Origin of the sequence: Streptomyces durbertensis (assembly GCF_014156695.1) — a bacterium.
Lineage (GTDB): Bacteria > Actinomycetota > Actinomycetes > Streptomycetales > Streptomycetaceae > Streptomyces > Streptomyces durbertensis.
In genome coordinates, this window is the sequence record NZ_WMLF01000160.1 from 1 (window position 1) to 11,071 (window position 11,071).

The following is an 11,071-nucleotide window of genomic DNA, read 5'->3' on the forward strand; positions in this document are numbered from 1 at the left end:
GTCCCACGCCAGGGCGGCGGTCGCCCCCACCGGCCGCCGCCCCTCCACCCGACGGAAGGTTCCCCGACGATGCGCTCCCTGGACACCGCGCGCGACACCTGCGAACGCGTCCATCCCGGCCTGTGCAAGGCGCTGGCCGACATCCCCTACGCGGAACGCGAACGGCCGGGCAGCCCGGTCGTCGACCTCTTCCGCACCCACGGCGGCATCGGTCTGCTCGTGCCGACCGAGCACGGCGGGCACGGCGCCGACCCGGTGGAGGCGGTCCGCGTCACCCGGGCGCTCGGCTCCTACTCGCCGTCGCTGGCCGCCGGTACCGCGATGCACCACTTCACCGCCGCGATGCTGTTCTCCCTGGCGGAGACCGTCGGCCGGCTCACCGAGCCGCAGCGCCGGCTGCTGGCGTCGATCGTCCCGGACCGGGTGCTGATGGCCTCAGGCTGGTCCGAGGGCCGCACCGAGCAGAACATCCTCAACCCGGCCGTCACCGCCGCGCCCGCGCCGCGGGGCGGCTTCCTGCTGAACGGTTCGAAGAAGCCGTGCAGCCTCGCGTCCTCGATGGACCTGCTGACCGCGAGCACCGCCGTGCCCGGCGCGGACGGCCGCCGGGAGCTGGCGCTGGCGCTGGTCCCGGCCGGCAGCCCGGGCCTCACCGTCCACCCGTTCTGGGGCAACGACGTGCTCGCGGCGGCCGAGAGCGACGAGGTGCGGCTGACCGACGTGCACGTGCCGGAGGACATGGTCGTGCGCACCACGCCGGACGACCCGAGCCGGCTGGACGACCTCCAGACCGCCGGCTTCGTCTGGTTCGAGCTGATCATCTCCGCCTGCTACGCGGGCGCCACCGCCGCCCTGGTGGACGAGGTGCTGGGCCGCGCCCGCGGCTCGGTGACCGACCGGGCCGCGCTCGCGGTGCGTTCCGAGGCGGCGTACGCGCTGCTGGAGGGCGCCGCCCGCGCGGTGCGGGACGGGCTGTCCGGCGACGAGGCCGTCTCGGCCGTCCTGGTGGCCCGGTTCGCCGCGCAGGAGGCCATGGCGCGGGCCGCCGACCAGGCCCTCGAACTGCTCGGCGGCATGGACTTCATCCACTCCTCCGACCACGCGCGGCTCGCCCGCTCGGTACGCCCGCTCGCCTTCCACCCGCCGTCCCGCGCGGCGGCGGCCGAGCCGCTGCTCGCGTACTTCGGCGGCGAGCCCCTCCAGCTTTCCTGACGAAGGAGCCACTCCAGTGACCATGACCTCACCGGGCCCGGCCACCGTCTCCGGTCCACGGCCGCTCACCCCGCACTCCGCTCCCCCGGTCACCGTCGGCGCGACTCCCGGCGGCGACCACGGCGACCACGGCGAGCAGGAGGTGCTGCGGCTGTACCGGGCGCACCTGAGCAAGGGCCGCGCCACCCTCGCCGAGCTGTTCGGCAGCCACATGGAGGTCGCCTCCGAGGGCGCCTGGCTGTGGACCAGCGACGGCGAACGCTTCCTCAACGTCGGCGGCTACGGCGTCTACCTGATGGGCGCCCGCCACCCGATCGTGATGGAGGAGGTCCAGCGCCAGCTGACCACCCACCCGACCGCGACCCGCATCCTGCTGGAACCGACCGTGGCGCACGCGGCGGAGGCCCTGGTGTCCACGATGCCCGAGGGCCTGGACCGGGTGCACTTCGCGCTGTCCGGCGCCGAGGCCGTGGAGACGGGCCTGAAGCTGGCCCGCGCGCACGGCCGCCGCCGCATCGTCTCCATGGAGCGCGGCTACCACGGCAAGACGATGGGCGCGCTGACCGCGACCGCCAAGGAGGTCTACCAGAAGCCGTTCCGCCCGCTGCTGCCGGACGCCACGCACCTGCCGTTCGGCGACGCGGAGGCGCTGGAGCGGGAGCTGGTCGCTCATCCGGGTGAGTGCTGCGTCATCGTCGAGCCGGTGCAGGGCGAGGGCGGCGTGATCATCCCGCCGCGCGGCTACCTGCGCAAGGTCGAGGAACTGGTGCGCGAGCACGGCGGGTTCCTCATCCTCGACGAGGTGCAGTCCGGCATGGGCCGGCTCGGCGAGTGGTGGGGCGCGGACCTGGAGGGCGTGAAGCCGGACGTGCTGCTGACCGGCAAGGCGCTGGGCGGCGGCGTCGTCCCGGTGTCGGCGGCGGTCGCCACCCGGGACGCGTTCCGGCCCTTCGACAAGGACCCGTACGTGCACACCTCGACGTTCTCCGGGCAGCCGCTGCTGATGGCGGCCGTGCGGGGCGCGATCCGGGCGGTGAAGGAGGAACGCCTCACCACCCGGGCCATGGACCTGGGCGCGGCGCTGCTGCCGCGCGTCCGGGAGATCGCCGAACGCACCATCCCCGACCTGGTCGTGGACGTGCGCGGGCAGGGCCTGCTGATCGGCGTCGAGCTGGTCGAGGCCGGACTCGCCGGCGAGCTGCTGATCGAACTGTTCAACAACGGAGTCGTCGCCAACCACTCGATGAACGGCAGCGCCGTCGTGCGGTTCACGCCGCCGGCGGTGCTCACCGACAGCGACGTGGAGTACCTGCTCGACTCCTTCGAGAAGGCCTGCCGGGACCTGGTCTCCGGTCGGGCCACGATGCCGGAAAGCGTGAGGTGAGCGCGATGCGCCAGGTGGAACTCGAGGCTGTGGTGCGCGACGCGCGCGCCGAGGACGTGTTCGACGGGGTGGTCCGCTGGGACCGCTACCCCGAACTCGCCCCGCACGTACAGGAGACGACCGTGCACGCGACGCTGCCCGACCCGCGCGGCAGCTCCAGCTGGGCACTGCACTTCCGCAGCGGACTGCTGCGGTGGACGGAGGACGAGGTCTTCGACCGGGAGCGGCTGCGGGTCGACTTCACCCAGTCCGAGGGGGACTTCGACGAGTTCTCCGGGGCGTGGCGGATCGAGCAGCGCGGCACCGACGTGTCGGTGCGCTTCACCTGCGACTTCGACTTCGGCATCCCGAGCCTCGAGGGCATCCTCGACCCGATCGCCGAGCGGGTCATCAAGGAGACCGTGGCCTGGGCGGTGACCGGGATGTTCGAGCGGGTCGAGCTGGCCGAGGAGATGGACCTGTCCGAGCCGCTGGTGCAGGCCGCCACCACCACGGAGGGCTGAGCCGTGGACCAGCGGAACGTCTTCGACACCCCCGTCACGGCCCGGCTGCACCGCGCCGAGTACCTGGTCGCGTTCGCCGTCACCACCGGATTCGCCGTCGCGCACCTGGACGAGATCCGCTGGCCGGTGGCGATCGCGCTGTTCCTCTACATCGACGTCATCGGCTACATCCCGGGCGCCATCGCCTTCCACCGCAGCAAGACGAAACAGATCCACAAGGCGTACTACGTCCTGTACAACACGATGCACAGCCTGATCACGCAGGCCGCGGTGATCGGCGCCTGGTGCCTGTTCGTCGGGCCCGAGTGGGCGCTGCTGGCGATCCCGTGGCACCTGTTCGGCGACCGCGGCCTGTTCGGCAACTTCTACAAGCCGTTCGGGCTGCACTTCGAGCCGGTGGTCGACCCCCGGTACGAGCAGCTGCTGAAGGAGGTCGCGGCCCGCTCCGGCAGCGGCCCCGTCGCCCCAGACCCGCTGCCCGCGCCGCTCGACGGGGCGACCGTCCCCGCCGAGGCGCCGGACACCGGGAGCGTCCCGCCCGCGGACGAGAGCGTGTCGGCGGCGGAACGGCCGGTCGCGGTGCCCGCGGCCGCGCCCGGCGGGGCGGAACGATGAGCGCCCCGGCCGCCGCCCCGCCCCGGCCGGCGGCGGCACGGCGGTCCCGCAGGAACGCCGTGCTGCGGTCGATCGCCTCGGGCGTGGCGGTGCTCACCGCCCGGTCCGGGGAGCGGCTGCACGGCACGACGGTCTCCACCCTGACCTCCGTCTCCCGGGACCCGCTGATCGTCGGGGTCTGCCTGCGGCCCGGCTCGGTGCTGGCCGAACTCGCCCAGCACGAGGGCCGGTTCGCGGTCAACGTGCTGAGTTCTGAGCAGGCGGCGCTGGCCAGGTGGTTCGCGGACTCCGCCCGACCGAAGGGCCCGGCCCAGTTCGACGGGCTGGACTGGTGGCCGGGTGGCGACCACACCGACGGCGGCGCGCCGCTGCTCGGCGGCGCGGTCGCGCACCTGTCCTGCCGGCTCGCCGGCTGTGTCCCGGTCGGCGACCACGAGGTGCTGCTCGGCCGGGTCGTCGACGCCTCCGCGTGGGGCGGCGAGCCGCTGCTGAGCTACGCCGGCGGGCTGCACGCCCCCGTGCTGCGCGAGCCCCCGCCGCGCGAGTCCCCGCACGACGCGCCGGGCGGCGACCCGGACAGCCCGCCCGGCGGTCAACCGGGCGGCATCACAAGCGACTTCGAAGGTGAGAGAGGTTCCACCCGATGACTGCGACCACAGGCCCGACGACCGCCATCGCGGACGAGGCCGACTTCGACACCGCGCCCGGCCTGCTCGACGGCGCGAAGACGCTGGAGCTGACCGCCGAACGCTGCGACCTGGCCTACTGGTTCACCGAGGTCGCGCAGGGCACACTGCGCGGCCGCGGCGCCACCGGGCACACCGCCGACGCGGTCGTTCCGGACTTCATGAAGAAGCCGGGCCCGCTGCGTGAGGCGATGGTGCTGGAACTCGGCTACCGCTCGCTGGCCGAGGAGATCGCCACCCGGCTGCTCGCCCACTACGTGGACCGCGCGCCCGGCGTGCCGGAGCTGGAGTTCTACGCCACCCAGATGATCGACGAGGCCCGCCACGCCCGGGTCTTCCGCAACCACCTCGCCGAACTGGGCATGCCCCGCGACACGTTGGTCGCCGACATCGCCGCGATGTCCGCCGACTACCGCCGCCGCGTGCTGGACCCGGTGGAGGCGTTCACCCTCGACATCGTCCGCGACCAGGGCGACTTCGCCGGCGGCGTGGCCGTCTTCACCATCGTCATCGAGGGCGTGCTGGCGCCGGCGGCCGAGCTGAGCGAACGCAAGTGGGACCGGCTCGACCCGGCCGCCGCCGAGCTGTCCAGGACGGCCGCCATCGACGAGATCCGGCACCTGGCCGTCGGCAGCTCGATCCTGCGCGACCACCTGGTCGCCCACCCCGAGTACCGGCCCCGGCTGCTGGAGATCCTGCACGCCGGCCGCAAGCTGTGGGACGAGGTCCCCGACCGGGAGTTCGTGATCCACCGCGAGGAGCTGTTCCAGCAGGGCATGGAGCAGCACGCGGACGTGGTCGGCGACTACGAGCTGTGGCCCGGCCGCCGCATGCTCGACACCACACCCGAGGAGCGCTACGACACCGCCGAGCGCTGGACGGACGAGATGGCCGAGGTCCGCATGGCCTACATGGGTCTTGAGGACGCCGTCGGCATCCTGTCCGGGAAGGGCTGAGGGCGCCGTGACGGCGGCCCGTCGACCGGCGGCACCGGCCCGCCCGCCCGCGCCCGCGGCCGTGCTGTGCGGGGTGGGCGGCTGGGTGCCGCCGAGGGAGGTGACCAACGCCGAGCTGAGCCGGCGGCTGGACACCTCGGACGAGTGGATCCGCTCCCGGACCGGCATCCGGGAGCGGCGGATGATCAACCCCGGCGACGCCACCTCCGATCTGGCGGTGGAGGCCGGCCGGTTGGCGCTGAAGTCCTCCGGTGAGGGGGACGCCGACGCCGTGGTGCTGGCCACCACCACACCCGACCGGCCGTGCCCGGGCACCGCGCCCGAGGTGGCGCACCGGCTCGGCCTGACCGGCGCGGCGGCGTTCGACGTCTCGGCGGTGTGCACCGGCTTCCTGTACGCGCTCGCCGCCGGGCAGGGCCTGATCGCCGCCGGCACCGCGCGCCGGGTGCTGGTGGTCGCGGCGGACGCGTTCACCACGATCATCGACCCGGCCGACCGCGGCACGGCGGTGATCTTCGCCGACGGCGCGGGCGCGGTGGTGCTGCGCGCGGGCGAGCCGGACGAGCCGGGCGCGCTCGGCCGGGTGGTGCTGGGCAGCGACGGCGAGCAGGCGGAGCTGATCCAGGTGCCGGCCGGCGGCTCCCGGCAGCGCTCCACCGGCCGTCCGGCGCCGGAACGCGACCACTACTTCCAGATGCGCGGCCGCGAGACGTTCCGGCAGGCCGTCGGCCACATGTCGGCGGCCTCCCGGGCGGCGGTCGCCGACGCCGGCTGGCGGCTGGCGGACGTGGACCGGGTCGTCGCACACCAGGCGAACGCCCGCATCCTCGCGGCCGTCGCGGACGAACTGGAGCTGGCCGAGGACCGGCTGCTGTCGAACATCGCCCACGTCGGCAACACCGGCGGGGCCAGCATCCCGCTGCTGCTCGCCCAGGCGCAGGAGGGCCTGCCGTCGGTGTCCGGCGGCCGGTTGGCCGCCGGTGACCGGCTGCTGCTGACCGCCTTCGGCGCGGGCCTCGCCTGGGGCGCCACCGCCCTGGTCTGGCCCGACCTGCCCGGCTGACCGGGCCGCGCGCACCCGAGACCCCCGAACCGCATCGCACCCCACCGATAGGAGAACGCCGTGTTCGACACCCTCAAGGACATCCTGGTCGACAAGCTCAAGGTCAGCCCGGACCTCATCACCGCCGAGGCCACCCCCGAGGAGATCGACCTGGACTCGCTGGCGATCGTCGAGCTGTCCCTTGTCCTCCAGAAGGAGCTGGGCATCGAGGTCAGCGACGACGAACTGACCGAGGCCGAGACGGTGGGCGACATCGTCCGGCTGATGGACGAGCGGAGTGCCAGGGTCTGATGGCTGCCACCCCCGGATTCGAGGCGGCCGTCACCGGACTGGGCATGGTCACCCCCGCCGGGGTGGGCACGAAGGAGAACTGGTCGGCCGTCCGCGCGGGTGCCTCCCGCGCGGCGGTCGACCCGTCCCTGGACCCGAGTCCGGTCCGACTGGCCTGCCGTGTGACCGGGTTCGACGCCGGCCGGTTGCTCGGCGAGCGGCGCGCGCTGCGACTGGACCCGTTTGTCCACTTCGCGCTCGTCGCCGCCGCCGAGGCGCTGTCCGACGCCGGACTCGACCCGGCCACCTGGGACGGCGCCCGGGTGGGCGTCGTCCTGGGCACCGCCGACGGCGGCCCGGGCACCGTGGAGGCCCAGCACCGCGTGATGCTGGAGGAGGGCGGCCGCTGGGTCTCCCCACTGCTGCTGCCGATGCAGCTGCCCAACATGCTCGCCGGGCAGCTTGCCATCGAGTACGGCTGCACGGGGCCGAACCTGGTGGTCGCCACGGCCTGCGCCTCCGGCGCGACCGCCATCGGCACCGCCCGCGACCTGCTCGCCGCCGACCGCTGCGACGTCGTGCTCACCGGCGGCAGCGAGGCCATGCTGACGCCGCTGCTCATGTCGGGCTTCGCGCAGATGGGCGCGCTGTCCCGGCGGCAGGACGACCCGGCGGCGGCCTCCCGGCCGTTCGACGCCGACCGGGACGGCTTTGTCGCCGGGGAGGGCGCCGGCGTGCTGGTCATGGAACGCGCCGCCGACGCCCGGGCGCGCGGCGCCGCCGTGCACGGCCGGATCGTCGGCTACGGCGCCAGCGCCGACGCCCACCACATGACCAAGCCGCGCGCCGACGGCCGCGGCACGGAGGCCGCCGTGCGGGCGGCGCTGGCCGACGCCGGCCTCGGTCCGTCGGCGATCGGCCACGTCAACGCGCACGGCACCGCCACCCCGCTCAACGACCTGGTGGAGGGCCGCATGATCAAACGGGTGCTGCCGCACGACCCGAAGGTCACCTCCACCAAGGGCGTGACCGGGCACCTGCTCGGCGCCTCCGGTGCGATCGAGGCGATCTACACCCTGCTGGCGCTGAAGCACGGCACGGTGCCGCCCACCGCCAACCTCACCCGCCTCGACGACCGGATCGACATCAACGTCTGCGCCCGGGAGGAGCCGCTGGACGCGGAGTTCGCGCTCAGCAACTCCTTCGGCTTCGGCGGCCAGAACGCCGTCCTGGTCGCCGCCGCGCCCTGAGCCCGGACGACGCACCCTCGGGCCGCGCGGTGTCAGCGGGCCGTCAGCGACCGGTCAGGAGGTGGTCAACCACCCCTGCGACGCTGCGTCAAGACACCTGTACCCAGCGCTACTCACACGCGCCACCCCGAACCGCACCGCACCCCGAACCGCACCGCACTCCGACCGGCACCACACCCCGAACCAGAGAGAAAACGGGAGACTCCCCATGACCACCTACAGCCCGACCACCGGCGCGACGGCGACCGCCACGCCCGAGGCGGCCCGTCCGCTGCGCATGTTCCTCACCCTCGACGCCGTCGTCACCGGCGGCAACGGCCTGATCTACCTGGCCCTGTCCGGCCCGGTCGGCGAGCTGCTGGGCCTGAACTCCGGCTTCCTCGTCGGGATCGGCGTGTTCCTGCTGGCCTACGGCGTCTTCGTCGGCGCCCTGGCGGCCCGGCCCGTGCCGCCGGTCACCGGCACCAAGCTGGTCATCGACGCCAACGCGCTGTGGGCGGTGGCGAGCATCGCCGCGCTGCTGCTGTGGCTCGAACCGAGCGCGGTCGGCACGTTCTGGATTCCGGCGCAGGCCCTCGTGGTGGGCGCGTTCGCCGCTCTCCAGCACGTCTCGCTGAAGAAGATGCGCGAGGCGGGCGGTCGCTGAACGCCCACCGCGGCACCCGTCGACGAAGGGGCGGTACCGGTCTCCCGGTACCGCCCCTTCCGCGTTGCCCGAGGTCAGCTCCGGACGAACTCCCGCAGGTCGCGGGTGAGGCGTTCGGCGTGGGTGACGAACAGGCCGTGCGCCGCGCCCTCGTAGACCTCCAGGCGGGCGTCCGGCAGCAGTTCGGCGGTGGGCGGCCCGCACAGCGCGAACGGGCTGCCGACGTCGGCGTCGCCGTGGACCACCAGCGCCGGCACGTCCACCTTGGGCAGCTCGGCGCGGAAGTCCTCGGTCAGCAGCGCCCGGTACAGCGCCTCGGCGGCGTGCGGCGAGGTGTCCAGCGCCATCCGCGCGTAGTGCGCGCGGAGTTCGGCGGAGACCGGCACGCTGTCCGCGTCTGCCGCCGGGCCGCCGAAGAACGGCACGGTCAGCTCGGCCAGGAACCGCGCCCGGTCGGCGCGCATCGCGGCGAGCACGGGCTCGTAGTCGGCCGGGGTGAGACCGTGCGGGTTGTCGTCGGCCTGGGAGAGGAACGGTGTGGTCGACGCGGCGAGCACCAGCCGGCCCACCCGGTGCGAACCGTGCCTGGTGAGGTAGCGGACCGCCTCACCGCCGCCCATCGCGTAGCCGACGAGCGTGACGTCCCGCAGGTCCAGGGCGTCCAGCACCGCGGCGAGGTCGTCGGCGAGGGTGTCGAAGTCGTAGCCGTCCCAGGGGCGGTCCGAGCGGCCGCAGCCGCGGCGGTCGACGGCCACCGTGCGCAGCCCGGCGGCGGCCAGCGGGCCCGCCTGGTGCTCCCACTGGCGGGAGTCGAGCATGGCGGTGGCGAGCAGCACGACGGGCGGGCCGCTCCCCCAGTCCTGCACGTGCAGCCGGGTGCCGTCGCCGGCCACGACGGCCGGGGTGTGCTGATCGGTCATCTCTTGTCCTCTCTCACCAGGTTGTCCTCTCTCACCAGGTCACCGGGAGGCCGTGCAGGCCGTAGAAGACCGTCTCGCGACGGAAGGGGATGTCCTCGCGGGCGCAGGCCAGCCGCAGCCCGGGGAAGCGCGTGAACAGCGAGCGCAGCGCCAGCTCGATCTCCAGGCGGGCCAGCGGCGCGCCCAGGCAGTAGTGCGGTCCGATGCCCCACTGGAGGTGCTCGCTGGTGTCGCGGTGCACGTCGAGCCGGCCGGGGTCGGGGAAGACGTTCTCGTCCCAGTTGCCGCCGGGGATGGAGATGACCACGGCGTCGCCCTTCGCCATCCGCACGCCGCCGAGTTCCATGTCCTCCAGGCACATCCGCAGGATGGCGTCCTGCGAGATGGACCAGTAGCGCATCGACTCCTCGATGTACTGCGGCAGCAGCTTGCCGTCGTCGGCCAGCACCTCCTCGCGCAGCCCGTCGTCCAGCAGCAGGCTCAGGGTGCTCAGCGCGATCTGGTTGGTGGTGGTCTCGTGGCCGGCGACCAGCACGAGGGTGCTGATGCCCATCGCCTCGGAGACGGTGATCCGGCCGTCGTTCACATGGCCGGCGAGCTTGCTCATGATGTCGTCGGCGGGCTCGTGCCGCTTGTCCTCGACGAGGCCGGCCAGGATGCCGGTCAGTTCGAGGTAGGCGTGGTAGGAGCGCTCGGGGTCACCCTGGCCGATGGTCACGCGGGTGAGGTGGACGAACTCGTGCGACCGCTCCGCGGGCACGCCCAGCAGCCGGGCGATCACCAGGGTCGGCAGCCGGGTGGAGAAGTTCTCGCACAGGTCGGCCGGCCGGTCCTGGACGGCCAGCCCGTCCAGGAGTTCGTCGACGAGCTGCTGGATGCCCGGGGCGAGCGTCCGCACGCGCCGGGCGGTGAACTCGGAGGTGATCAGGGTGCGCAGCCGCCCGTGCTCGGGCGGGTCCATCCGCAGGAAGGAGCTGGGGCGTTCGCCCGGCGGCAGCTGGATGCGCACCGGCGCGCCCTCCAACCCCTCGTCGGCGCTCATCCGCGGGTCCATCAGCGCCTGTCTCACGTCGGCGTGCCGGGTCACCAGCCAGGCCCGCCGCGCCGGTACGGCGCCCTCGGGTATGCGTACCGCGCACGGCGGCTGCGCGCGCAGCTCGGCCAGCTCCGGCGGCACGCTCATCGGGCAGGTCCGCTTGAAGGGCCAGTCGAGCACCTTCTCCTGGCTGTCCAGCGGTTGGTTGTCCGGCATCGGGACGCTCCTTCGGCTGATCCGGGGGTGGCGGGTGCGTCAGTGCCGTGACCGGCCGCTTCCCCGGCGGGGCGCGGCGGTGTTGCGCGTGCCGGGCCGTCGCGACGGTGGGGACGCTGCCGGTTGCGGCATCGTGCGGTGGGGCCCCGGCCCGGCGGGTGGGCCGGGCCGAGGGCGCCCACGCGTACTGTGCGCACCGCGCCTGACGCCGGTCTGACCCGCCGCTGACCCGCGGGCCGGCCGTGCCCCGAGACCCCCGATGACCGCGCCCCGCCGGCCCCTTCTGCAGGGGCGGGCGGGGCGCGGGGTACGGC

At 74.0% G+C, this 11,071-nt stretch carries 12 protein-coding genes; 10 read left to right on the top strand and 2 right to left on the bottom strand.

The window, feature by feature from the left end; genetic code table 11:
* The 10 genes from GL263_RS12970 to GL263_RS13015 all read left to right on the top strand — a co-directional run.
* The coding region (locus GL263_RS12970) for an acyl-CoA dehydrogenase family protein (protein ID WP_323379374.1) at positions 1–1,212 on the top strand (1,212 nt) is incomplete at its 5' end.
* Between the two features lie 22 nt (positions 1,213–1,234).
* The gene (locus GL263_RS12975; protein WP_182855837.1) at positions 1,235–2,596 is read left to right on the top strand and encodes an aspartate aminotransferase family protein; all 1,362 of its coding nucleotides are present in this window, start codon (positions 1,235–1,237) and stop codon (positions 2,594–2,596) included.
* A gap of 5 nt (positions 2,597–2,601) precedes the next feature.
* Complete coding sequence (locus tag GL263_RS12980; RefSeq protein WP_182855827.1) at positions 2,602–3,099, top strand: type II toxin-antitoxin system RatA family toxin; 498 nt, start codon at positions 2,602–2,604, stop codon at positions 3,097–3,099.
* A gap of 3 nt (positions 3,100–3,102) precedes the next feature.
* Positions 3,103–3,714: a hypothetical protein gene (locus GL263_RS12985; protein WP_182855828.1), complete on the top strand. Its 612-nt coding sequence runs from the start codon at positions 3,103–3,105 to the stop codon at positions 3,712–3,714.
* A complete protein-coding gene (locus tag GL263_RS12990) occupies positions 3,711–4,361 on the top strand; it encodes a flavin reductase family protein (RefSeq protein ID WP_182855829.1) in 651 nt (216 codons plus the stop codon). Before GL263_RS12985 ends, GL263_RS12990 begins: the two co-directional genes overlap by 4 nt.
* Positions 4,358–5,356, top strand: coding sequence for a ferritin family protein (locus GL263_RS12995; protein ID WP_182855830.1), 999 nt, complete (start codon positions 4,358–4,360; stop codon positions 5,354–5,356). The genes GL263_RS12990 and GL263_RS12995 overlap by 4 nt, the downstream gene beginning before the upstream one ends.
* Positions 5,357–5,363: 7 nt before the next feature.
* Positions 5,364–6,419, top strand: coding sequence for a beta-ketoacyl-ACP synthase III (locus GL263_RS13000; RefSeq protein WP_182855831.1), 1,056 nt, complete (start codon positions 5,364–5,366; stop codon positions 6,417–6,419).
* 60 nt (positions 6,420–6,479) lie between these two features.
* Positions 6,480–6,710: an acyl carrier protein gene (locus GL263_RS13005; protein WP_182855832.1), complete on the top strand. Its 231-nt coding sequence runs from the start codon at positions 6,480–6,482 to the stop codon at positions 6,708–6,710.
* Positions 6,710–7,939, top strand: coding sequence for a beta-ketoacyl-[acyl-carrier-protein] synthase family protein (locus GL263_RS13010; protein ID WP_182855833.1), 1,230 nt, complete (start codon positions 6,710–6,712; stop codon positions 7,937–7,939). Before GL263_RS13005 ends, GL263_RS13010 begins: the two co-directional genes overlap by 1 nt.
* 208 nt (positions 7,940–8,147) lie before the next feature.
* Positions 8,148–8,585, top strand: coding sequence for a hypothetical protein (locus GL263_RS13015; protein ID WP_182855834.1), 438 nt, complete (start codon positions 8,148–8,150; stop codon positions 8,583–8,585).
* A 74-nt stretch (positions 8,586–8,659) separates the two neighbouring features.
* On the opposite strand, the gene GL263_RS13020 is transcribed toward GL263_RS13015, so the two are convergent.
* Both GL263_RS13020 and GL263_RS13025 read right to left on the bottom strand, forming a co-directional pair.
* Positions 8,660–9,505 (bottom strand): alpha/beta fold hydrolase, encoded by an 846-nt coding sequence (locus tag GL263_RS13020; protein ID WP_182855835.1) that lies wholly within the window; start codon positions 9,503–9,505, stop codon positions 8,660–8,662.
* A 31-nt stretch (positions 9,506–9,536) separates the two neighbouring features.
* Complete coding sequence (locus tag GL263_RS13025; protein ID WP_182855836.1) at positions 9,537–10,757, bottom strand: cytochrome P450; 1,221 nt, start codon at positions 10,755–10,757, stop codon at positions 9,537–9,539.
* Positions 10,758–11,071: the final 314 nt, after the last annotated feature.

What these genes read in the sequence shown, in the direction of transcription:
- GL263_RS12990 (WP_182855829.1), top strand. Translation starts at nt 3,711, where the DNA reads ATGAGCGCCCCGGCCGCCGCCCCGCCCCGGCCGGCGGCGGCACGGCGG.
- GL263_RS12995 (WP_182855830.1), top strand. Translation starts at nt 4,358, where the DNA reads ATGACTGCGACCACAGGCCCGACGACCGCCATCGCGGACGAGGCCGAC.
- GL263_RS13010 (WP_182855833.1), top strand. Translation starts at nt 6,710, where the DNA reads ATGGCTGCCACCCCCGGATTCGAGGCGGCCGTCACCGGACTGGGCATG.
- GL263_RS13015 (WP_182855834.1), top strand. Translation starts at nt 8,148, where the DNA reads ATGACCACCTACAGCCCGACCACCGGCGCGACGGCGACCGCCACGCCC.
- GL263_RS13025 (WP_182855836.1), bottom strand. Translation starts at nt 10,757, where the DNA reads ATGCCGGACAACCAACCGCTGGACAGCCAGGAGAAGGTGCTCGACTGG.
- GL263_RS12975 (WP_182855837.1), top strand. Translation starts at nt 1,235, where the DNA reads ATGACCTCACCGGGCCCGGCCACCGTCTCCGGTCCACGGCCGCTCACC.
- GL263_RS13020 (WP_182855835.1), bottom strand. Translation starts at nt 9,505, where the DNA reads ATGACCGATCAGCACACCCCGGCCGTCGTGGCCGGCGACGGCACCCGG.
- GL263_RS12980 (WP_182855827.1), top strand. Translation starts at nt 2,602, where the DNA reads ATGCGCCAGGTGGAACTCGAGGCTGTGGTGCGCGACGCGCGCGCCGAG.